Origin of the sequence: Chryseobacterium oranimense, from assembly GCF_900129755.1 — a bacterium.
Lineage (GTDB): Bacteria > Bacteroidota > Bacteroidia > Flavobacteriales > Weeksellaceae > Chryseobacterium > Chryseobacterium oranimense.
Window position 1 is genome coordinate 175,523 of the sequence record NZ_FQWT01000008.1, and the last position, 23,444, is coordinate 198,966.

General features: G+C 38.0%; 20 protein-coding genes and 4 tRNA genes. 19 read left to right on the forward strand and 5 right to left on the reverse strand.

What is annotated here, in order from left to right; all coding sequences use genetic code 11:
• Positions 1 to 22: 22 nt before the first annotated feature.
• Positions 23 to 1,690, reverse strand: a complete 1,668-nt coding sequence (glgP, locus tag BUB03_RS19895; RefSeq protein ID WP_040996806.1) for an alpha-glucan family phosphorylase — start codon at positions 1,688 to 1,690, stop codon at positions 23 to 25.
• A gap of 205 nt (positions 1,691 to 1,895) precedes the next feature.
• Here glgP and BUB03_RS19900 point away from each other — a divergent pair, with 205 nt between their 5' ends.
• The 5 genes from BUB03_RS19900 to BUB03_RS19920 all read left to right on the forward strand — a co-directional run bounded on the left by BUB03_RS19900 (position 1,896) and on the right by BUB03_RS19920 (position 8,637).
• Entirely contained in the window at positions 1,896 to 2,693 is a 798-nt protein-coding gene (locus BUB03_RS19900; RefSeq protein WP_073066433.1) for a hypothetical protein, read from the forward strand.
• Between the two features lie 169 nt (positions 2,694 to 2,862).
• Positions 2,863 to 4,971, forward strand: coding sequence for a T9SS type B sorting domain-containing protein (locus BUB03_RS19905; protein ID WP_073066435.1), 2,109 nt, complete (start codon positions 2,863 to 2,865; stop codon positions 4,969 to 4,971).
• A gap of 95 nt (positions 4,972 to 5,066) precedes the next feature.
• Positions 5,067 to 5,654: a DUF1572 domain-containing protein gene (locus BUB03_RS19910; protein WP_040997093.1), complete on the forward strand. Its 588-nt coding sequence runs from the start codon at positions 5,067 to 5,069 to the stop codon at positions 5,652 to 5,654.
• A 70-nt stretch (positions 5,655 to 5,724) separates the two neighbouring features.
• Positions 5,725 to 7,071: a tRNA (N(6)-L-threonylcarbamoyladenosine(37)-C(2))-methylthiotransferase MtaB gene (mtaB, locus tag BUB03_RS19915; RefSeq protein WP_073066438.1), complete on the forward strand. Its 1,347-nt coding sequence runs from the start codon at positions 5,725 to 5,727 to the stop codon at positions 7,069 to 7,071.
• A 51-nt stretch (positions 7,072 to 7,122) separates the two neighbouring features.
• The gene (locus BUB03_RS19920; RefSeq protein WP_073066440.1) at positions 7,123 to 8,637 is read left to right on the forward strand and encodes an FMN-binding glutamate synthase family protein; all 1,515 of its coding nucleotides are present in this window, start codon (positions 7,123 to 7,125) and stop codon (positions 8,635 to 8,637) included.
• 69 nt (positions 8,638 to 8,706) lie between these two features.
• Here BUB03_RS19920 and BUB03_RS19925 read toward each other — a convergent pair whose 3' ends face one another.
• Positions 8,707 to 9,453 (reverse strand): hypothetical protein, encoded by a 747-nt coding sequence (locus BUB03_RS19925; protein ID WP_073066442.1) that lies wholly within the window; start codon positions 9,451 to 9,453, stop codon positions 8,707 to 8,709.
• A gap of 55 nt (positions 9,454 to 9,508) precedes the next feature.
• On the opposite strand from BUB03_RS19925, the gene BUB03_RS19930 reads away from it, so the two are divergent.
• The gene (locus BUB03_RS19930; protein ID WP_040996794.1) at positions 9,509 to 9,949 is read left to right on the forward strand and encodes an RNA-binding S4 domain-containing protein; all 441 of its coding nucleotides are present in this window, start codon (positions 9,509 to 9,511) and stop codon (positions 9,947 to 9,949) included.
• Positions 9,950 to 9,959: 10 nt separating this feature from the next.
• On the opposite strand, the gene BUB03_RS19935 is transcribed toward BUB03_RS19930, so the two are convergent.
• A complete protein-coding gene (locus tag BUB03_RS19935; protein ID WP_073066445.1) occupies positions 9,960 to 10,475 on the reverse strand; it encodes a shikimate kinase in 516 nt (171 codons plus the stop codon).
• A gap of 114 nt (positions 10,476 to 10,589) precedes the next feature.
• Between BUB03_RS19935 and BUB03_RS19940 the strand changes: the two genes are divergently transcribed.
• The 4 genes from BUB03_RS19940 to BUB03_RS19955 all read left to right on the forward strand — a co-directional run bounded on the left by BUB03_RS19940 (position 10,590) and on the right by BUB03_RS19955 (position 11,160).
• Positions 10,590 to 10,662: transfer RNA gene (locus tag BUB03_RS19940), tRNA-Lys, on the forward strand.
• A 36-nt stretch (positions 10,663 to 10,698) separates the two neighbouring features.
• Positions 10,699 to 10,781, forward strand: a tRNA-Leu gene (locus BUB03_RS19945).
• A gap of 55 nt (positions 10,782 to 10,836) precedes the next feature.
• Positions 10,837 to 10,909, forward strand: a tRNA-Lys gene (locus BUB03_RS19950).
• A 178-nt stretch (positions 10,910 to 11,087) separates the two neighbouring features.
• Positions 11,088 to 11,160: transfer RNA gene (locus BUB03_RS19955), tRNA-Lys, on the forward strand.
• Between the two features lie 189 nt (positions 11,161 to 11,349).
• On the opposite strand, the gene panC is transcribed toward BUB03_RS19955, so the two are convergent.
• Complete coding sequence (panC, locus tag BUB03_RS19960) at positions 11,350 to 12,198, reverse strand: pantoate--beta-alanine ligase (RefSeq protein ID WP_073066448.1); 849 nt, start codon at positions 12,196 to 12,198, stop codon at positions 11,350 to 11,352.
• A 170-nt stretch (positions 12,199 to 12,368) separates the two neighbouring features.
• On the opposite strand from panC, the gene BUB03_RS19965 reads away from it, so the two are divergent.
• From BUB03_RS19965 to BUB03_RS20005, 9 genes are all read left to right on the forward strand, one after another.
• Positions 12,369 to 13,139 carry a glycogen/starch synthase gene (locus BUB03_RS19965; protein ID WP_073066450.1) on the forward strand — a complete coding sequence of 257 codons (771 nt, stop codon included), beginning with the start codon at positions 12,369 to 12,371 and terminating at the stop codon, positions 13,137 to 13,139.
• 11 nt (positions 13,140 to 13,150) lie between these two features.
• Complete coding sequence (locus BUB03_RS19970; protein WP_040996787.1) at positions 13,151 to 14,758, forward strand: DUF4270 family protein; 1,608 nt, start codon at positions 13,151 to 13,153, stop codon at positions 14,756 to 14,758.
• Positions 14,759 to 14,773: 15 nt separating this feature from the next.
• The gene (gene glmS / locus BUB03_RS19975) at positions 14,774 to 16,627 is read left to right on the forward strand and encodes a glutamine--fructose-6-phosphate transaminase (isomerizing) (protein WP_073066452.1); all 1,854 of its coding nucleotides are present in this window, start codon (positions 14,774 to 14,776) and stop codon (positions 16,625 to 16,627) included.
• Positions 16,628 to 16,735: 108 nt separating this feature from the next.
• Positions 16,736 to 18,157 (forward strand): T9SS ring complex lipoprotein PorK/GldK, encoded by a 1,422-nt coding sequence (porK, locus tag BUB03_RS19980; protein ID WP_040996785.1) that lies wholly within the window; start codon positions 16,736 to 16,738, stop codon positions 18,155 to 18,157.
• Between the two features lie 58 nt (positions 18,158 to 18,215).
• The gene (gene porL / locus BUB03_RS19985; RefSeq protein WP_040996782.1) at positions 18,216 to 18,908 is read left to right on the forward strand and encodes a type IX secretion system motor protein PorL/GldL; all 693 of its coding nucleotides are present in this window, start codon (positions 18,216 to 18,218) and stop codon (positions 18,906 to 18,908) included.
• 52 nt (positions 18,909 to 18,960) lie between these two features.
• Entirely contained in the window at positions 18,961 to 20,553 is a 1,593-nt protein-coding gene (gene porM, locus BUB03_RS19990; RefSeq protein ID WP_073066455.1) for a type IX secretion system motor protein PorM/GldM, read from the forward strand.
• 20 nt (positions 20,554 to 20,573) lie between these two features.
• Entirely contained in the window at positions 20,574 to 21,512 is a 939-nt protein-coding gene (porN, locus tag BUB03_RS19995) for a type IX secretion system ring subunit PorN/GldN (protein ID WP_073066458.1), read from the forward strand.
• Positions 21,513 to 21,567: 55 nt separating this feature from the next.
• A complete protein-coding gene (locus BUB03_RS20000; RefSeq protein WP_073066460.1) occupies positions 21,568 to 22,602 on the forward strand; it encodes an NAD(P)/FAD-dependent oxidoreductase in 1,035 nt (344 codons plus the stop codon).
• Positions 22,603 to 22,630: 28 nt separating this feature from the next.
• Positions 22,631 to 22,888, forward strand: coding sequence for a SemiSWEET transporter (locus tag BUB03_RS20005; RefSeq protein WP_040996774.1), 258 nt, complete (start codon positions 22,631 to 22,633; stop codon positions 22,886 to 22,888).
• 99 nt (positions 22,889 to 22,987) lie between these two features.
• Here the strand turns inward: BUB03_RS20005 and BUB03_RS20010 are convergent, their stop codons facing one another.
• Entirely contained in the window at positions 22,988 to 23,425 is a 438-nt protein-coding gene (locus BUB03_RS20010; protein ID WP_073066463.1) for an META domain-containing protein, read from the reverse strand.
• Positions 23,426 to 23,444: the final 19 nt, after the last annotated feature.

Here is a 23,444-nt window from a genome sequence, read left to right on the forward strand (position 1 = left end):
AAGGGTTAAGCAATTAAATTTCTTAGCCTTTTTGCCCATTATACAATATCCTGTAATATTCATCCGCCATTCTATCACTGTTAAAATGTTCCTGAACATCATCCATAGCCGTATACTGGATTTTTCTCCATCGGTCCGGATGATCGTAATAGGTAGGAAGGATCTCGTTTTCAAGGATTTCGTACAGTTTATTCAGATCATAAGTATCCTGTTCGTAGATGCTCATATTCATATAATCTGCTTTTGGAACGACAAATGAATTTTCTCCCGGTTTGGCAAATTCAGGAATCCATCCGTCATCGGTAGAAAGGTTAACGGATCCGTTCATGGCAGCTGTCATTCCCGAAGTTCCCGAAGCTTCTCTTGGTACCCTTGGGTTGTTAAGCCACAGATCTGAACCCTGCTTCAGAGATTTACTCAAAGAAAGCTCGTAACCGGTAAGAACGGCCATGTTTTTATGATTCTTGCTTTCTTCCACCAGTGTGTTAAAGGTAGAAATAGCAGAGTAGTCCATCGGATAGGGTTTTCCCGACCAGATGATCTGCACCGGGTATTTTGGATTGTTTAGTAATTTGTAGAATCTTTCCTTGTCGTGAAGCAGTAAGTCTGCCCGTTTGTACCCGGCAAACCTTCTTGCCCAGACAATAGTGAAAATATTTGGGTTAAACAGATTTCCGGTTTGGTCTGCAACAATTGTGAATAACCTTTTCTTTAAATGTTTTTTGCGGTAATCGAAAACGGTTTCGTCATTCTCATCTTTAGCATTGTAAAGAGGTTTATCCGCCCAGTATTTAAACTCCTGGGCATTGGTAATGGAAGTGATTTCGCAGATTCCCGGATATTTGCTCCACATAGCCCTTGAAACCACACCGTGCAGCTTAGATACACCGTTCGCTATCCGAGCCATTTTCAAAGCACATAACGAGTGATTGAAACGGTCATCGTCCGATCCCTCAATGCTTTTCACATCTTCCATGCTGAAGCCTGAGAAATAAGACATATCGTAGCACAGTTTCAGATTATGCTTTTCATTTCCTGCTTCTTCCGGGGTATGAGTGGTGAAAACCAGTTTTTCTTTTACTCTGTTCAGGTCCCCGTTATACTTTTTCAGAAGGTAAAATGCTGCAGGAAGTCCATGTGCCTCATTCAGGTGGTACACATCCCTTTCTGCATTCATTTCGTCCAATAATTTGGCACCTCCTTTTCCTAATAAAATATACTGGGCCAGCTTTGTAGACTCATTGGCATCATAAAGCTTGTGGCAGATCGTTTTGGAAACATGATCATTTTCCGGAACATCCGTAGAAAGAAAAAACATCGGTGCCGTATTGAAAATTTCAGGATCAAGGTACCATACTTTTACCCATACCGGGGCACTGTGGATTTCGATCTGGAATTTTATTCCCGTATCTTCAAGGAAGCTGTACATTTTTCTCGTCCATACCGGCTGAAGAGTTTGGTCATGGTTTCTCGCCTGATCGTAATAACCGAATTTCCATAGGATTCCGATCCCGATAAGGTCCTGTTTCAGGTTATATGCACTTCTCATATGGGATCCTGCAAGGAATCCCAAGCCTCCCGAATATATTTTTAAAACCTGTTCAATGGCAAATTCCATCGAAAAATAGACGGTTTTTTTAGAATATTGTGGATTAACGTTGTAAGGTATTTTAAAGTTTTTAAAATCCATATAAGTCACAGTTTTATAATTTGAACGCTAAAGGTATTGATTATGAAAATAAACTTTACATTAATTATTTGATAAATTAATTTAAAAGTATCCTGTGAATAGTTTTTTTACTTACCTTTATTATGTAATTTTTTGAAAATCAAAAACTTCTAACGGTGAAAGTCAATGCGGCATGCGCTCTATGGTTACTTAAAAAAAATTACTTATGAAAAAGACATTTTCTGATGAAGATTTAATAAAGAATCTGAGCCTATACTATATGAACCGGCATTTGAAAAAAAAGCCGATGGAGAAATATCACCGTAAAATAGATGAATCTCTGCTTCATGACCGCGAGAAGTATAGAAAGAAATCTGAAATTCTGCTGCTTAATTCGTTCATGCATCACTTCCCCGAAGTGAAATTTGAAGATCTTACCTGCGAAAGCCCTGACTTTATCGCAAAATTCAACGACAAGAAAATTGGCATAGAACTGACCGAAGTGATCAACCATCTGGAAATGAAAAAGGTGGAAAGCACTTTAAATAAAATGTTCCGCCAGGCAGAAATATTATTAGAACAGGAAGACACCGCGAAGTATCGTGGTGTTTATTTTTTAGAATTTTATCCGAATATTAAATTTGATAATATAGAACAGCAGGAAGAAAATATCCTGAGTATTTGTAAAAGCATCAAAAAAAATAAGCCGGTAGGATGTGTAAAAGGAATGAGAAAATCTTTTCACCGGAGAAATGTTTTTATTACCCATGAATACAGCATGAATCTGTTCGATGAGCTTTGCTCCGAGAAAATCCTTGAGCTTATCGATAAGAAAAATGAAAAATTCCCTTACTATGATACTTCCGTGGATGAATGCTGGCTGGTGATTGTATCCGATATGAATTCTATTGCATCCAGATATACCTTCATCCAGGACAAAGAACACCTGCAGGAAGTGAAGAGTCCTTTTCATAAAATTTTTCATCTGGAAAATCTGTGCGGAAATATTACAAGTATAAAATAGTTGTTGTTTATCGTTGGATATCATAATTATTATGTGTTTTTATTTGTAATAATTCAATATTTTTAAAATTCTATTGTTTGTGATTAAATTATAGGTATATTTGATGTACGTGTTGTAAATCAGCACCTACCATGTGATTTTTAAATCATTTACTAAAAACTATATATCTATGAAAAAACTTTTACTTCTTATTTTTTTCGGTATTTCCCAGATATTTTTTGCACAGGCAGATTGTGCGACAGCTCTTGCAGTCTGTGGAAATTCCAATATTACTTATAGTCCTACCGGATATGGTAGCATCAAAGAGCTTGTCAATTCAGGGAGCTGCATTGATGCAACCGGAGAGCACAATTCGATCTGGTATAAAATTACAATCGCCACCGGAGGCACGCTTACCTTCGATCTGGTTCCGAATAATCCGGATGCCGACTATGACTGGGCTATTTTCGGTCCTAATGTAAACTGTGGAGCTTTAGGATCACCTATTCGCTGCAACGCTGCAACGGTTATAGGCCCCGGACCTGCTACAGGATTAAATATGACCAGTACGATAACCAATGCTTTAGGAGGTTCACTTACCCCTTACTGTAAATACATGGATGTTTTACCCGGACAAACCTATTATTTGTTTATTGACAACTGGGTGAGCAGTACCAGCAGCACAACGGCGCCATTTTCTTTAACATGGGGCGGAACTGCAACATTAGCTTCTCCGTTTACCGATCCTGCTTTACAGCCGTATCCGTTCATCCCGCCGGGAGTTCCTGCTGCTAATCCGGCAGATCCGAAAGAAGTAGTTATATGTACAAACCCTGCCGTATTTGATTTCTCTACCCTTTCTGCAGGAATTTTAAACGGAAATCCCCATTTCAGCGTAAGCTATCATATGAGTCAGAATGATGCGTTGACAGGAAATAATGCGATCACTGTTCCTACAACAGTAAATACAACTTCTGTTTATTATTATAGTATCAGCTATACCGATCCGACCAATCCAAACAGTCCGCTGAATCAATGTAAACAGATCGGAACATTTAAATTCAGGGATGGTAAGATCACTGCAAAAAATGCGACACTGACCCAATGTAACAACAATAATGCAGGAACAGCGGTATTTGACCTGACAACAGCCGATGTTATTGCAGATCCGACGGTAACTAAAAAATATTACAACACGCTTTCAGATCTGAATGCAGGCATCAATGAAATTACAAATCCATCAGCATTTACTTCTGCCGAAGCAACGATTTATGTAAAAGTGATCTCTACATTCGGATGTACTGCTGTTGCACAAATTACACTGAAATTTCATCCTGTTGTAGTCGTAACTGATGCTACATTAAGATCCTGTGCCATTGAGGGTACTCCTTCCTTAGGCTCTTTTAATCTTACGGTAGCGTCTGTCACCACACAAACAGGTGCAGGGAAGAAATATTATCCTTCAGTGGCAGATGCGGTCAATCAGACCAATGAAATTGTAACGCCTTCACCTTATACGGCTCCTGACGGTGTAGTATATGTAAGGGTTTCCAATGCACAGGGATGCTATAATATTGCTAAAATTACACTCGTGGTTATTCCTCCGGTTTATTCCACTGTTCTTAAGGATAAAATTATCTGTGTGGAAGACAGGACAACTCTGGATGCCGGACCTGGATTTAATGGCTATGAGTGGAGTACGGGGGCAACCACTCAATCTATCACCAATGTAGGGGTTGGCACTTATTGGGTGAAACTTAAAACAGGTGACTGTACCGTAGTTCAGAATGTAAAAGTATATCCTTCCGAGCAGCCTGTTGTCTCCAGTATCGAAATTTCAAACACTACCGTTACAGTATTTGTAATAGGAGGTACGCCACCTTATAAATATTCGATGGATAATATTAACTGGCAGGATTCCAATGAATTCAATAATGTCAAAAGAGGCGATGCGACAATATTTGTAAAGGATTCTTATGATTGTGATCCTATAGAAATCAGTATTGTCGTTCCTAATCTGGTAAATGTGATCACTCCAAATGGCGACGGTTACAATGATTTTATCGATTATTCTGCTTTAGCCAATAAGACCAACTTTGTAATGAATATTTTTGACCGCTATGGCAACATGATCTTCCAGATGGATAAATTTAGCGGATATAAATGGGAAGGCACCAGCAAAGGCGGAGTGAAAGTACCTACAGGAAACTATTGGTATTCCGTAAGCTGGAATGAAAATGATAAACTGAGCACCCCTGTAAAATACTCAGGGTGGATCGTTGTTAAAAACAGAGATTAAGCTTTTTAATAATAAACTATATAGACAAAACCATTTCGGAAGAAGTGGTTTTGTTGTTAAAATAACTTTAATTTTAGTTGTACAAAATAAAAAATATGAAAGAGCTTTTTGTAAACCGTTTTAAGTATTATAAGTCTCTCGGAGACAAATCCTTCGGGCAGCTTTCTGATGAGCAGATCTTCTGGCAGTACAATGATGAAAGTAATTCCATCGCAGTAATTGTTAAGCATATTGCCGGGAATATGCTTTCCAGATGGACCAATTTTTTAACGGAAGATGGTGAAAAGTCCTGGCGGAACAGGGATGATGAATTTGTGAATACTTTTAAAACCAAACAGGAGGTTACAGATTATTGGGAGAAAGGCTGGAAATGTTTTTTTGAAGCCCTGGATCAGGTTAATGAAGAAAACTTATATTCTACAATTTATATAAGGGGAGAAGCACATTCCGTTTTAGATGCTGTTCTGCGGCAGCTGGCTCATTATCCGTATCATATCGGGCAGATCGTTTCTATTGCGAAAATGCTCAAAAATGAAGACTGGAAAACACTTTCTATTGCTAGGAACAAGTCTCAGGAGTTTAATGCTGCAATGAAAGATCAGTTTTCTAAGCCTGAAGAATCTTCCAATTCATCACCGGTGTGCTTTCAGAACAGTTCCGAAGTAAGGGATGAATTTAAATAATAGATTGAATCAATTTAGCAGTATTATTAAAATTACTATCTTTGCACCCATAAAATTTACGAGTCAATAAATGTCTACTTTTCACGGAACTGCCGCATTTCATACCCTCGGCTGCAAATTAAATTTTGCGGAAACATCTACTATTGCCCGTCAATTAACAGATGCAGGTTATGATAAGGTAAGCTTTGATGATAAAGCAGATGTTTATGTGATTAATACCTGTTCAGTAACTGAAAATGCTGACCGTGAGTGTAAACTTCATGTGAAGCGTGCTATGAAAGCCAATCCTGAAGGGCTGGTGGTTATCGTAGGATGCTATGCCCAGCTGAAACCCGAAGAAATTTCGCAGATTGAAGGGGTGGATCTCGTTCTGGGAGCCAAAGAGAAATTCAATATTCTGAGCTATCTCGATGATCTGGAAAAATCGGAAAGTGAAGGAGTGGTTCATTCATGTGAGATTGAAGAAACGGATTTCTTTATCGGAAGTTACTCAATCGGCGACAGGACAAGGGCTTTCCTGAAAGTACAGGATGGATGCGACTATAAATGTACATACTGCACCATTCCGCTGGCCAGAGGAATCTCTCGTTCAGATACCATCGAAAACGTAATCAAAAATGCCAGGGAAATTGCTGAAAGAGACATCAAAGAAATTGTTCTTACCGGTGTCAATATCGGGGATTACGGTAAAGGTGAATTCGGTAATAAAAAACACGAACATACTTTCTTAGACTTAATTTCAGAACTCGATCAGGTGGAGGGAATCGAAAGAATCCGTATCTCTTCCATAGAGCCGAATCTTTTAAAAGATGAAAGCATTGATCTTGTTTCCAAAAGCAAGAGCTTTGTTCCTCATTTTCATATCCCGCTGCAGTCAGGATGCGATGATTTATTGAAAAAAATGAAACGCCGTTATCTTACCAAGCTGTATAATGACAGAGTAAATAAAATCCGTGAGGTAATGCCGGATGCTGCCATTGGTGTAGACGTTATTGTTGGATTCCCCGGTGAAACGGAAGAAAAATTCATGGAAACTTATAATTTCCTGAACGAGCTTCCTATTACCTATCTTCACGTATTTACCTATTCTGAAAGAGAAAATACGGAAGCTGCCGATATGGATGGTGTAGTACCAATTCCGGAAAGAAAAAAACGCAATAAAATGCTGAGAATACTTTCTGAAAAGAAGAAAATGGCATTTTACCAGACCCAGCTTGGAAAGACACTTCCTGTTCTTTGGGAGCACGAAAATAAAGACGGCAAAATGTATGGCTTCACAGAAAACTATGTGAGAGTCCAGAAAGATTTTGATCCTGCATCCGTCAATCAGATTGAATTTCTAAATTTAGAAAAAATCCTGTCAGATGGCACGGTTTCTGTGCAGTCATCCTTCGAAAGTTTTTTAGCAAAAGCGTAGTCTCTTTGCAAAATTTCTACTAAATTTATTTTAACTTTAAATACCACATTCATGAGAGATAAGTTTTTATCTTGGGGAATTGTATTGGTAATTGCAACATGGATTGTCGCGTTACTGATCAGAGCACATTACTGGATACCCATCCTTTTATCTGCTATCTATGCATTGGGCGTTTATAACGCTTACCAGTCGAAACACGCTATTTTGAGGAACTTCCCGGTATTGGGCTACTTCAGGTACTTTTTCGAGAGTATCTCACCCGAAATGCAACAGTATTTCATCGAAAGAGAGACAGATGGGAAGCCGTTTCCAAGAAATCAGCGTTCTGCGGTGTACAGACGTGCAAAAAATCTGAGTGATACCGTTCCTTTCGGGACACAGTTAGAAGTTAATCACAGAAAATATGAAGGAATCAAGCATTCCATTTATGCGAAATCACCTAAAGAAGAGCTTCCGAGAGTATGGGTTGGGGGAGAGCAATGCACCCAGCCTTATCATGCCTCTCTCTTCAATATTTCAGCAATGAGCTTTGGAGCGTTAAGCGACAGGGCACAGATTTCCCTGAACAGAGGAGCTAAAAAAGGAAATTTCTATCATAATACAGGTGAAGGAGGTATTTCCCCTTATCACCTGGAAGGAGGAGATCTTTGCTGGCAGATCGGAACCGGATATTTCGGCTGTCGTGATGAAGAAGGGAAATTCAACCCGGAACTGTTTGAAAAGTATTCCACCCTTCCTAATGTGAAGATGATTGAAATTAAACTTTCCCAAGGGGCGAAGCCGGGACATGGAGGAGTGCTTCCTGGAGTGAAAAACACCCCTGAGATTGCAAAGATACGTCACGTCACTCCGGGAATGACTGTTATTTCACCACCATCCCATTCTTCATTTTCCGATGCAGCTGGCCTGTTGAGGTTTGTACAGCAGCTTAGAGAGCTTTCCGGAGGGAAGCCAATCGGTTTCAAGCTTTGTATTGGAGATACCAAAGAGTTCGAGGATATCTGTGTACAGATGAATGTTCTAAAAATCTATCCTGATTTTATCACCATAGACGGAGCAGAAGGAGGTACAGGAGCAGCACCGCCGGAATTCTCAGATGGAGTGGGGATGCCTTTGGAGCCGGCTCTGATCTTTGTAAACAGAACTTTGAATAATTATAATTTAAGAAGCAAACTGAGAGTAATTGCTAGCGGAAAAGTCCTGACAAGCTTGGATATTCTGAGAGCCATAGCTATGGGCGCGGATATGTGTAATAATGCAAGAGGATTTATGTTCTCTTTAGGGTGTATCCAGGCTTTAAGATGTAACAATAACAACTGTCCTACAGGTGTTGCCACTCAGGATAAAATGTTGGTTAAAGGCCTTGATGTTACTGATAAAAGTGAAAGAGTATACCATTTTCATAAAAACACCCTTCACACCTGCAATGAACTGATCGCAGCGGCAGGAAGAAACTCTTATGAAGAAGTAGATGCTACGATGTTCATGAGGGGAGATGAATTTGATCATCTGGCAGATCTTTATTTCCCGGATATTTTAGGGAATGTAAAGCAGAAAGCAAGATAATAATCAACAGATATAAACATAAAAAACCGCCTTCATCTGAAGGCGGTTTTTTATATAATTGAATTTAAATTATTGTCCATCCGGTCTGTCTGCTCTTCCATACACCTGGAAGTTGAACACCATAGAGTAATTTCTCAGAGAATACTGCGTATTGTAAGGATAGTGTGGATCTCTCGCAAAAGCAGCTCTTGAAGGCACAATAATAACTCCCTGAAGATTATAGGGGCTTCCACTTGAAAGATTGTTAAATGCCTTAAATTTCTGCATTGCTTCACGGAAGCCTTCGACTTCATAGTAACTTCTCTGTTTTGCAGCATCTGTTGTAGCTGCATCCAGCACAGACTGTTTTACATAATAATACATAGGATCCACAATTGGAAGTCCGTTACCATTAATTGTGTTGGTAATGGCCAGAGTTGAAGCAAAAGCTACATTTCCATCGGTATTAACAGCTAAAAGAGCATTAGCTCTCATCATCATAGTAAGAATATCTTTCGGACCGATGGTTTTAGCATCAGTTGCTGATGGCTGCGCCCCTTCCCGAACAATATAGATCGTTCCTGATGGAAGTGTTTCATAAGGCATATCTATCAGCTTCTTCTCATTATCATCACTGGTATCCGTAGTACTGAAAGCTTTTATATTTCCCTGGGCGTCCAGATAATTTTCGCTCATAAACTTCTTAATCGCCTGATCATCATAACTGTTCTGAACGGTAATGTCTTCCGGTTCTTTATACGTTTCAATTTCATCATCTTTCTTACATGCAGAAAAACACAAAGATCCCGCAAGGATATATAAAAATATTTTTTTCATTTCAAAAAACTTTAATTACTTTACAAATAATATAACGGCAAAAGTATAAAAAATTATGAGAATAGATAAATTTTTATGGTGCATTCGTTTTTATAAGACGAGAAGTATTGCAGCAGAGGAAATTAAAAAGAACAGGGTTTCCATAGGAACATCCGCCGTAAAGTCGTCTAAGGAGGTAAAAGAGGGGGATGTTATCAAGATTCGTAAAAATCAGATTGATTATAAAATAAAAGTCACCCAGATCCCGAAAAGCAGGATGGGAGCCAAGCTTGTTCCCCTTCATATCCAGGATGTGACGGATAAAGAGCAGTATGAATTATTAAAGCTTCGTAAAATGTCACAGGATTATTATAGAAGCAAAGGTGAGGGAAGGCCTACGAAGAAAGACAGACGTGAGATGGATGAGTATGTAGGAAATGATATTGCCTCAGATTTTACAGACTGGGATGATTTCTTTGGTGAAACAGCAGATGGCCCCGAAGACAGTGAAGATTAAATGAAAAGCTCTAGAGATAGAGCTTTTCTACTATTTCCTGAACAATATCTTCCGGGGTTCTTGAATCTGTATTGATGCTGTACTGTGCTTTGCTGTAAAATGCATTTCTTTCAAACAAATGTTTAGCGATGAACTCAGGCAGATCTTCATCCGGAATATTGGCTATCAGCGGTCTTTTTTCTTTCTGCTTGGAAAGTCTTTCGTATAATGTACTGACGGAAGCCCTTAAAAAAATACTTTTTGAGCTGTGGTTGATAATTTCCATATTATTATAATAGACCGGCGTCCCTCCTCCCAGGCTTAAAACCACATTTTCTTCCGAAGCAAGAATTTCCTCCAGCGCCTCTCTTTCCAGCTTTCTAAACTGAATTTCCCCCTTTTTTTCGAAAATTTCTGGAATGGTTAATTTATTTCTCCTGGAAATCTCTTTATCGAGGTCAATGAGTTTAAAATTTATTTTATCGCTTAAAATTTTGGAAATGTGAGATTTGCCACATCCCATGTATCCGATCAGTGAAATAACCATGAATTTTTTTTAAACAAATTTGCAAAAAAGTTTTGAGATAATGAAAAAACGCCTATCTTTGCACCACTGAAAACGAGGGATATTATTCAAATATAAATCGTTTATAAAGTGGCCGACTCGGTAGCTCAGCTGGTAGAGCAATACACTTTTAATGTATGGGTCCTGGGTTCGAATCCCAGCCGGGTCACAAGCGAAAAAATTACTGGATTTTTGTAATTTTATAGCCTGCGTGGTGAAATTGGTAGACACGCCATCTTGAGGGGGTGGTTTCCTAAGGATGTGCTGGTTCGAGTCCAGTCGCAGGCACTGCAAAGAAAATTTTATAATTAACAATGAAGTTATTTCATTTTTAATTGTGGCCGACTCGGTAGCTCAGCTGGTAGAGCAATACACTTTTAATGTATGGGTCCTGGGTTCGAATCCCAGCCGGGTCACAAGTTTACTGAAAAGTAAATTTTTTTCATATTAATATTTTGTGATTTGGTGTTTCAAAGGTCTCGTAAGAGACCTTTGATTTTTTTTATAATTACTATTGCAGGAATAAAAAAAGATTTATATCTTTGCACCGCTTTAAAAACGATATCAGAAACGTTAATCGTTTTATTTGTGGCCGACTCGGTAGCTCAGCTGGTAGAGCAATACACTTTTAATGTATGGGTCCTGGGTTCGAATCCCAGCCGGGTCACTAATTTACTGAAAAGTAAATTTTTTTCATATTAATATTTTGTGATTTGGTGTTTCAAAGGTCTCTTACGAGACCTTTGATTTTTTTATTATATGCAGTTTTATGAAAAAGAAAAACTCTGATTATATTAACCAGAGTTGAGTTTTTATAAAAAAAGTAACGATGTATTTTTGTTGAACAATTGTTTAATTAATCCAGGTGCATATTGTCAATAAGCCTCACTCCATCTACTACAACCACGATAAATGCTCTGTAATTCCTGTCTTTATAGAAAAAATCTGTTTCTTTTAAAGTGTTTTCATCGGCAATCAGGAAATATTCCAATTTCATTCCCTGTTGCTGGTCAAAAATATCTGTTACTCTTTCTTTTATTTCAGGAATGGTGATCACGCGGAACCAATCGTTTACCTTAACCAGGGTTTCGTAAATCACCTTTGAGGCTTCTTTCCTGTCTTCATGAAGTCTTTGGTTTCTTGAGCTCAAAGCCAGGCCATTTTCAGCTCTGTAAATAGAAACTCCTATGATCTTTACCGGAAGATGTTTCTTTTCAACCATTTTTTTAATGATGGCAAGCTGCTGGAAATCTTTTTCCCCGAAATACGCATGGTCCGGTTTTACCTGTCTGAAAAGCTCTTCTACCACAGTTCCCACTCCATCAAAGTGTCCGGGTCTTGACTTTCCTTCCATCTCGTTTTCCAGTCCGTCGAAATCATAATGCCGGCTTTCTGTTTTTTCAGGGTAAATGTCAGCTACTTCAGGAATGTAAACTGCATCCACCAATCCCGAATTTTCTAAGATAAGAATATCCCTGTTCACATCTCTTGGATATTTCTCCAGGTCTTCCGGATTATTAAATTGGGTAGGATTTACAAAAATTGAAGAAATTACCAGGTCATTATCTTTTCTGGCTTCTTCATACAGGGAAAGATGGCCTTTATGAAGCGCTCCCATAGTAGGGGCAAAGCCTATCTTTTTACCCATTTCTTTCTGTCTTTCAATGAAATCCTGAAGGGTTTTCTTATTCTTTATAACTTCCATAGTTTATTTTAATACTAATTCAAAAATACTAAAAATATCATATAATTATATGAGTTTTTAATAATTTGAAAATGGGAATTATCGTAAAAAAATGTTAATTAAAATAATGTTGAATGTTTTTTTGTAATTTTGCACATTAAAGCATTTTTACAAAAATATAGATAGAATTTATGCCGAATCAAAAAATACTGTACATTACTACAGAGATGTATCCATATCAGGAAGATACGAATATGGCTGCATTGGTAAACAAAATGGCACTTAAGATGCACAATGAAGGCAATGATGTAAGAGTTTTTATGCCAAGATTTGGACAAATAAGTGAAAGAAAATTTCAACTTCATGAGGTGATCCGTCTTTCGGGAATGAACATTATTATCAATGATCTGGACCAGCCTTTAATTATTAAAGTAGCATCTCTTCCGGGGGAAAGACTGCAGGTTTACTTTATTGATAACGAAGAATACTTCAAAAGAAAACAATATTACGTAGATGATGAAGGAAATCCTTTTGACGACAACGACGAAAGAGCTATTTTCTTTGCAAGAGGAGTGATAGAAACCATCAAAAAATTAAACTGGGTTCCCGATGTAATTCACTTAAACGGATGGATGTCTTCCTTTGTTCCTATTTACCTAAAAACATACTACGAATCCGATACCTATTTCAAAGATGCCAAGATCATCCTTTCCTTATACAATGAGAAGGATGCTGCACTGGACAAAAACATTGCCGAAAAACTGACATTCGATAATATTTCAGGATTAAAAGCGTTAGATAATCCGACAATCAAAAGTTTTGTTATTGAAAGTATGAACTATGTTGACATGGTAGTGAAAGGAGATGAGTTTCTGGATGCAGATCTTGACAAAGGTTTCAATGAAACTGCCACTTCAAAATCGGAATACGTCGACGTAGATTCTATAAACCAAATTTATTAAACACATTTTTAATGACTCATACTGTTAAAAGGACCTTTGCCATACTTTTCATGGCGGTTTTCGGGAGCGCTCTTCTTTATAATTGCGAACCGGAGGCGGATTCGCTTGGCGAACAGCTTTTTATAGATGGTGCTGCGGAAGGCAATGTATCTTCTTATGACCTTATTGCTTATAATATTGATAATCACGATTCGATCAGAAGTGATGCCAGCAGACTGGTACAACAAATTAACACTTCCGGCATATCCTCATCCCGTTTTGTTCTAGGAGCTTTTTCCGAAGGGCAGTTTGGTATGCAGAAAGCATCTTATCTTACCCAGTTAAGAATGAGTACGGATAATTTTAGTTTCGGGACTACTCCAAAAGTGGATTCTGTAGTTCTGGTACTGAGACCTGATGTTGTTGCCGATTCAGTAACTACCCTTCCCCTAAAGGACGAAAGCATATTAGTCGGAACTGAAACGGTACCTGTTTCTACGGAAATCAAGACGTATCCTACCAGTTTTGAGTATAAATATGGTAAAACAAAGTTAGGCCCGGGAGGAACACATACTTTAATGCATATTAATGTAGATGAAATTACAACCTTCCTGGATGGAAATGATGTTGCTTTCAAACGCTCCAACGTGGTTGTAGGTACGGGAGCAGCTTTAGGATCTACTGTATTTAACGGAACGGTAACTGCTAAGACAATTACTAAAAAGTCGGATAATTCAGCTTTATTTACTTCTGATGCAGGAATCAGAATTCGTTTGGACAAGGATTTTTTCCAAACCAAGATTCTTGACAAGAACGGTAAACCGGAGCTTATGGATGCGGCTAACTTTACAAGATACTTCAAAGGAATCAAGCTTTCTGTAACAGATACAGACGGATATCTTCTGCAGATTTCTCCGGAATCTATGGAAATGATCATGTATTATACCAATGAAAAGAATGATAACGGGACTATCACCAGACCACAGTCTACCTTTAAGTTCTTGCTGACAGGAGGTGTGGGTAATGCCCGTATCGGCCAGTACGAATACGACAGAACAGGTTCTGCATGGGCAGCTGCAAGATCGTCAATCAATGAAGTTGATGGGGATGCCAAGCTTTATGCACAGGGAATGGGAGGACCTTCTATTGCTGTGAAGATTCCTGATGCTACAATTGCCAGCCTTAAAGCATCATATGAAAAAGATAAGAATGCAATTATGAGTGCCAAGATCAGAATCTATACAGATGCTGCAACATGGAGCAATAACTATAAAAGAACGATTGATAACTTAATGATTCTTCCTGTTGTGAAGGATGCGAACGGATTGCTTACTTCTTCAGGATTTCTTTCAGATTTAACATCAGGGTTTGGGATGATAAAATCTTATGATTTAGATAAAAATCCATCTTATTACGACTTTGTAGTTACAAAAACAGTGAAAGATATTGTTGAAGGTTCAGAAACAAATAAAATACTTCTCGTTAATATCGGAAAGTTTGTTCTAACTACATCAAGTTCACTGGGAGGTTATAAGTTTACCACCCGAGCATTTGCAACAGAAAGAGGCGTTTATGTTGGTTCAGATAAAACCAATGCCAACAGAATTCAATTAAAAATTACTTACGGAACTAAAAAATAAAAACACCAGAAAAATATGTGTGGAATTGTAGGATATACAGGATTTCAGGATGCGTATGATATTGTAATCAACGGTCTTAGAAGATTAGAATATAGAGGATATGACAGTGCGGGGATTGTTTTGGAAGGTTCAGATAATAAATTTGAAGTTGAGAAAACAAAAGGTAAGGTTGATGATTTGGTTAATATTTCATCACAGTTGAAAGGAACAGCCAAAATAGGAATGGGGCATACCAGATGGGCTACCCATGGGGTTCCAAGTGATAGAAATTCACACCCACATGTGTCGAACAACGGGAAAATTGCTCTTGTACACAATGGTATTATAGAAAACTATGATACGATTAAAACAATGCTTACCGAAAAAGGATTTACTTTTAAATCCGAAACAGATACAGAAGTTTTGGTAAATCTTATCCAGTATTTCACAGATCTGAAGCCGGAAACAGATTTTCCTACGGCAGTAAGATATGCTTTAAATGAAGTATACGGAGCATACGCTATTACTGTGCTTCATGAAGATTATCCGGGAGTATTGGTAGTGGCAAGATTAGGTTCTCCGCTGGCAATCGGTCTTGGAGACAAAGAATATTTCATTGCTTCTGATGCATCTCCTTTCGTGGAATTTACCAAAGAAGCTATTTATCTTGAAGAAGGCCATATGGCGACTATTTCATTGGAAAATGGAGTAGACATCAGAACTATCAATGACAACTCAAAAATAGAACCGGAAGTTCAGGAACTTAAATTAAGCCTGGAACAGATTGAAAAAGGTGGTTACGAGCATTTCATGCTTAAAGAAATCTTTGAACAGCCTAAATCTATCCATGATACAATGAGAGGAAGACTTCTTGTGGATGAAGGTGTTATAAAGATGGCCGGAATCTGGGATCATCTGGAGAGATTCAAGAACGCTAACAGAATCATCATTATTGCCTGCGGTACGTCATGGCATGCAGGTCTTATCGGGGAATACCTTATCGAAGAATATGCAAGGATCCCTGTAGAGGTGGAATATGCATCAGAATTCAGATACAGAAATCCTATCATTACCGATAAAGATGTTGTTATTGCTATCTCTCAGTCAGGAGAAACAGCAGACACCATGGCTGCATTGAAACTGGCAAAAGAAAAAGGAGCATTCATATACGGTATATGTAATGTAGTGGACTCTTCCATTGCAAGAATTACAGATGCAGGTTCATATACTCACGCTGGTCCTGAGATCGGGGTAGCTTCTACTAAAGCATTTACTGCACAGCTTACTATTCTTTCTTTAATTGCCCTTAAATTAGGAAAACATAACGGTAACCTTGGAAATGCTGAATTCATGAGCCTGATTACTGAACTGAATGCACTTCCTAAAAAGATCGAAGAAGTTTTGAGCACTACTCACGAGCTTACTCAGAATATTGCCAAAGACTTTATCCAGACTACCAATTTCCTTTATTTAGGAAGAGGATACAACTATCCTGCGGCATTAGAAGGTGCCCTGAAGCTTAAGGAAATCTCTTATATACACGCAGAAGGATATCCGGCAGCAGAAATGAAGCACGGACCTATCGCGCTTATTGACGAGAACATGCCAATCGTTATTATTGCTCCTAAAAAAGGACATTATGATAAAATTGTAAGCAATGTTCAGGAAATTAAAGCCAGAAAAGGAAAAATCATTGCCGTTGTTAATAAAGGAGACCAGCAGGTAAGCTCAATGGCAGATTATGTGATTGAAATCCCGGAAACCTCAGAATGTTTCTCTCCAATCGTTGCCTCTGTGCCTTTACAGCTATTGGCGTACTATATTGCTATTTACCGAGGAGCCAATGTAGATCAGCCAAGAAACTTAGCAAAATCGGTAACTGTGGAATAAAAAACAGTTGTAAATAAAATAAATTTAGATTTCTTCCGTTATTTCAAAAAAAATCTTAAAAGTTTCTTAAAAAAATTATATATTTACGGCTTAATTATAAAAATTAACATGAAAAGGATATTTCTTTTATTATTGTCTGCGTCGGTAGCATCAGTATCTTGTTCAGGTGGTGGCAGTTCTTCTGTAGGGAAGCCTGGAACAAAAGGAGAATTGATACCAAGAGAAAAAACGAAATCATTTGTTGCGGAAAGACCATACGGAATGGTCGGTATTCCTGCAGGTTCATTTGTTGCTGGTCTTGCAGATCAGGATCCAACAAACACACCTGAAAAAGCTTCATTGAAAACTGTTACTGTTTCCTCATTCTTTATGGATGAAGCAGAAACTACCAATGCAGAATACAGAGTATTTATCAATTATGTAAGAGATTCCATTGCGAGAACTCTGTTGGCCGAAGCTGCTGGGGAAGGCGGTGAAGAAGGCGGACGTAAAGGCGCAAGCATTGGAGACTATGCATATCTTGCTAAAAAAGAAGAAAATTTAACACCTTATCAAGAATATTTAGAAGGCCAGGGAGGAAGAGAAGACGGAGGCTATGATCCATCCAAAAGACTAGACTGGAAAATCCCTTTGCACTGGAGTACTGGAAAGTATCCTGATGTAGAGTATGCAGAAGTTTTGGAATCTATGTATCTGCCTGCTTCTTCAAGAATAGGAAACGAAAGAATTTTAGACGTTAGTAAACTAAAATACAGCTACCAGTGGGAAGATATGGATGCCGCACTTGCTGATAACGAAAGAGGAGCAAACTTCCTTAAGAATCAAAGCATTGCCATCTATCCGGATACTACTGTGTGGGTGAAAGACTTCCACTTTGCTTACAACGAACCATTGTTTGAACAGTATTTCTGGCACAAAGCTTACAAAGATTATCCTGTAGTAGGGGTAACCTGGGATCAGGCAAGAGCTTACTGTAACTTCAGATCTAAACTGAAAACAGATTATAACGAAAGCTTAAAAAGAAAAAAGCAAAGACCAATGAAGTTCCGTCTTCCTACAGAAATCGAGTGGGAATATGCTGCCAGAGGCGGAATGCAAAATGCTACTTACCCTTGGGGAGGTCCATATTTAATGGATGACAGAGGTTGCTACCTTGCCAACTTCAAACCTAAGAGAGGTAACTATATGGAAGATGATAAAAAAGGTACTTATACATATACAGCTCCAGTAAAGAAATTTAAGAAAAATGGATTTGGGTTATTTGATATGGCTGGAAACGTTTCTGAATGGACAGAATCTGCGTATAACAACTCTTCTTATGGATTCTCTTCTACATTAAATCCTTCTACTAAGGATAAAGTAGACACAAAGAGATCGGTAAGAGGTGGATCTTGGAAAGATATAGGATATGCCCTTATGACAGGTGCTAGAGATTGGGAAAGAAAAGATTCTGCAAGAAGCTATATCGGATTCAGAACTGTACAGGATATTCCTGAAGCAGCTGTTAAGCCAAGAAGAGTTAACAGATAATTTAACCAGACAATTTTTCAATAACAATTTTATTTAACATTAAAAAAACTAACTTAATATGTTTAAGACTAAAGATGCTTGGATGAATTTCTTTTATTCATTCGGTGCTGCAATTGTAATTCTTGGAGCTTGGCTTAAAATTACTCACATTACCTTGGGACCAATTAACGGTAATATGGCTCTTACAGTGGGTCTTATTACGGAGGCTATTATCTTTATCATTTTCGCATTTGACCCTCCGAAATCAGAAGAGTCTTATGCATGGGAAAATGTTTATCCTGAACTATTGGATAAGCATGCCAACCCAAACCCTTTACATTCTAATGTGTCATCCAAAAACAATGCACAGCAGTTTGCAGAATTAGAAAATTCTCTTTCAAATAAATTAGACAAAATGCTTCAGGAAGCAAAACTGGATGTTCAGTTATTTGACAGACTTAGAACAGGTATCGACAAATTCTCCAACTCTGTTGACCAGATCAACCAGACTGTGGATGTATCTGCTTCTACTCATAAATATAACGACCAGCTTAACAAAGCTGCACAACATATGGAAAGCATGAATGCTTTATATGCAATGCAGCTGGAAAACGGTAAAAAACAATCCGAGTTTGCCAACAAGTACGTTGCAGATATGCAGAAATCTGCAGAGCAGTCTGAAAAATTCAATCAAGAATTACAAGGTTTAACAACTAATTTAAATAGCTTAAACAGAGTTTATGGTGGTATGCTTACTGCTATGAAGTCTTAATTCCTAACCATTTCTAAATTAACTACTTAATCAAAAACTAAAAGAAAAGAGAATGGCACAAGGAAAACAGACCCCTCGTCAGAAGATGATCAACCTGATGTATTTGGTGTTCATCGCGATGATGGCCCTAAATATTGATGCAGAAATCATCAGATCATACTATGACTCTACCAGAGCATTAAACGAAACCAGAACTCTAACGGAGAAAAAGAACGAAAAGATCTTTGAAAAAACATTAGAAGCTAAAGCTCAGCAGGTTCCGGATACGTATGCACAGCCTTGGGAGAACTATAAAGTCTTAAAAAGTAAGATCGATCTATTGGTATCCTCTGCTCAAGGTATTAAAGATGCTTTGAAAAAGCAGTCGGAATTTCATGACAAAGATCCTAAAACAAGAAAAGATATCGATGTAAGTGAAAACTTCGCTGCATTGAACAACAATGAAGCAACTACAGAATATTTCTTTAAAGAAGGAGATGAAAATACACCTTCAAAAGGAGCTCTGGAACTAAAAGCTAAAATTGACGACGTAAGAAATTATATCAATGCAACTTTTGGAAATAATCCTCAGCTGAAAGATTTAGTAGACAGAGCCAATAAATCTCTGATCGCTGAATATCCGAAAGGGAAATCTCCGAATGAAAAGACATGGTTTCAGAATAAATTCTATCACCAGCCGTTAATCGCTGCGATCTCAAACCTTGAGATCATCCAGAATGATGCGAGAAACGTACAGTCTGATGCATTGGCATTATTACTTCAGGAAAAAGTGGATGCGAATATTAAATTCTCAAGCTACGAGCCTATTGTTTCTGGTCCGGTGGATATCCAGGCAGGAAAACAGGCTGAAGTAAAAGTAATGTTGGGTACTTATTCAAACAGCAATAAGATCAATATTTCTGGGGTAAGCAGAGTAGAAAATGGTAAAGGTATCATCCCTATTTCAGGATCTGGTATTGGTGAGCATAAACTTGCCGGAACAATTACTCTAACGGATGCTTCAGGAAAACCTCAAAGTTTCCCTTGGACGCATACTTATAACGTAATTGCAGGACCAAGAGAAGTAAAACTTGAAAAAGGACTATTGCTTTCTGCTGATAAAATGAATGTAATGTATAGAGGACTTGAGAACCCTGTTTCAGGATCAATCTTAGGTGCTGACAATTCTAAACTTTCATTATCTGCTCCGGGTGCTTCTGTAAGAGGTACAGGCCCAGGAAAATGGATTGTAAAACCAACAACAGGAAATACAGTTAAACTGACGTTATCAGGAGTAGATCCTTACGGAAAATCTGTATCTCAGGTGTTTGAATATAGAATTAAAAATGTTCCGCCGCCACAAGGTCAGATGAGAGGACAGAACGTATTGTCGATGCCGGCTACTTCTATTCCTAACCAGTCTGTACAGGCAGCGATTCCTGACTTCGACTTCCCTGTTTCGTTCACTGTGACTCAGTTCATGGTAAGAGTACCTGGAAGAGCAGCATTACTGGTTCACGGAAACACATTAGGTGATGCCGCAGGATTAGTGAAAAACCTTAGAACAGGTGATGTAGTTTCAATCTTCGATATCAAAGCTACAGCACAAGGATTGGAAGGACAGCAGATTAAAAACATTACTCCTATAATTATTAATGTTCAATAGGACTAAAATTGTAATTTATTATGAAAAAATATATTAGCACCCTTTTAGTATTAGTTTCGGGATTTGCTTTTTCCCAGACTATCCTGAACGCATCTTCTCCGGAAGAGTTCAGACAGATGAGAGAAGAAAACAAACAAAAAGTTGGTGATACTATTATTGATAACAAAGTAAAGCCTCTTGAATATGGTTTTGTAGAAGATAAAGATATCCTTAAGAGTATGTTTGTTTGGGAGATCATTGATATGAATGATAAGATCAACCAGCCATTCTATTACGACAATCCGGACGGACTTCTTGCTACGCCTACAAGATCTTTGTACCAGTTATTATTGGACGGTGCCTTATCAGGAAAGATCGAGCAGGTTTATGATGATGAAAACTTTACCGTGAAACTTTCACCGGAAGGTATCCAGAAAAGACTGGAAAAAGTAATCATCAACGATGCTGCTATTGATATCCTTAACTCAGGAAGACCATTAACTGAACAGGAGAAAAAAGAATATACCGACGTTTTCAAGACTACTACTGAAAAAGTAAAAGTTCTTAAGATCATGGGTATGTGGTTTATCGATAAGAGAGACGGACAGATGAAATACAGACCTCTTGGGATTGCAGCAATGGGACCAGATCCTGCTGTACAGGGAGTTATAGGACCAGATGGTAAGCCAATTGCCGGTAACGACGAGCTTATCGACTTGTTCTGGATTTTCTATCCGAATGCGAGAGATATTTTGGCAAACAATTATGTTTACAACAGAAAAAACTCTTCTGCAGACCTGTCTTTCGATGATATCATCAATGGAAGAAGATTCTCTTCGGTTATTTACAAATCATCAAGCGGTTTAGGGGATGGTACCATCAAGGATTACATTCCTAAAGACGCTGAAGATCAGTTGGAAGAAAGCGAAAGAATCAAAGCTCAAATCCTTAACATGGAAAATGATATGTGGAATTACTAAGATTTCACTTGATATTTATACAAAACCTGAGTACTTTTACTCAGGTTTTTTTATTATGAAAAATATAGACTATATCATTGTTGGAGACGGATATGCAGGACTCTTTTTCGCACATCAGCTAATTAAGAATAACAAATCATTTGCGATCTATTCTGAAGGCAGGAAAAGCGCTTCTCAGGTTTCCGCAGGAATTATCAACCCTGTGGTTCTCAAAAAATTTACTACGTTCTGGAAAGCTCAGGAACAAATTGACTTCCTGAAAGACACTTTAAATGAAATAGAATCTTACAGCGGAAAAAATTACCTCATCAGTTCACCCATCCATAGAATTTTTCACGATGAGAATGAACAGAACCTTTGGCTGAAGAAATCCGTAAATGAAGAACTTTCAGGCTTTCTTGATCAAAAATTCGATCATTTAGAGGTGGTAAAAAACGACTTTAAGACAGGAAAGGTTAATCAGTCTGCCAGGTTAGAAGTAAGTGGGTTTTTCATGGGTCTATTTGATTTTTTAGAAAAAAAGGAACTTCTGATTAAAGAAAAGTTTGATTATTCAAAACTGAATCCTTCCACAGGTTCCTATAAAGATATACAATTCAAAAATATAATCTTTTGTGAAGGCATGGGAGTGAAGGAAAATCCTTTTTTCTCAGATATTGCTGTTGTCCCGAATAAAGGACATCACATTAAAGTAAAACTTTCCGAAGAAATTCCACAGGATGTAACCATTAAAAAGAAACATTTCTTATTTCCAACAGATAACGGACTCCATTTCTATGGCGGAACCTACGATAGGGAACAGCTCCATCACCATATTGATGAATCCGCCGTTACACAGCTTGTGAACGGTCTTTCTGAAATTTATCCCTATGACTTTGAAGTGAAAGAAGTAAATTTCGGCTTCAGACCTACCGTGAAAGACAGAAGACCTATCATCGGAAGACATGAATCATTTAAAAATCTTTATGTTTTCAATGGTCTTGGCGCAAGAGGAATCCTGAATGGCTGCTACTTTTCCAGAAGCCTTTATCAGTTTATTGAAGAAAATATACCACTTCACGAGGAAGTTTCCCTTGACAGATTCAAATAATTCATATCTTCAGACAAAGAATTAAACTATGAACGAAAATGTCCTGGGTATAATAGCCGGAATTCTTACATCCATCTCCATGATTCCTCAACTCATTAAAGTAATAAAAGATAAAAATGTAGATGATATCTCGTTAGTAATGCTTCTGGTACTTATTTCAGGACTGTCGCTCTGGGTCTGGTATGGCTTTATTAAAGACGAATTGCCCATCATTTTATCAAATGCTTTTGCGGTTCTTGTCAACATAAGCTTGCTGGTTTGCTACATGATCTATAAAAAATCTTAACAAAAAAAGGTGGCCGAGAAACTCGAAGCCACCTTTTTATATCGTAAATATATTGAAGGCTGAATTTTTTGCCTTTTTACTCTTTCTTAGCCTTAATTTTTACGGCTGAAGAACAAACTTAGCCAACGGAGCCATTCTTGCTTTGTTAAGTGTCAGAGTATTTCCGTTTACCGAATAATTATCTGCAGCAAGCACTGCTTTTGTAAATAATTGTTCAGTTTCCAGATCCTCACAAGCCATCATGGTAGACATTCCCTGATTGAATTTGATCCTCATCACCTCAGGTTTGATCTCATAAGTTCCTCCAAACCCATTGCATCCTGCATGGCCTTCATATCTCATACCTTCCGTATTAAGCTTGAAATAAGGATTGTTTTTAGGGTTTTTAAGTTGGATCGGCTGTCCGTTCAGTTCTGTAAGCTTCCATGTTTTGCCCGTGATATCAGTCGTTTTTTCTGCTGTCGGGGTAGTAGTTTTACACGCCGTAAGACATACGAATAATAAAAAAGCGGATAAATAATAATACAGGTTTTTCATAATAATTATTTTGGTGGTA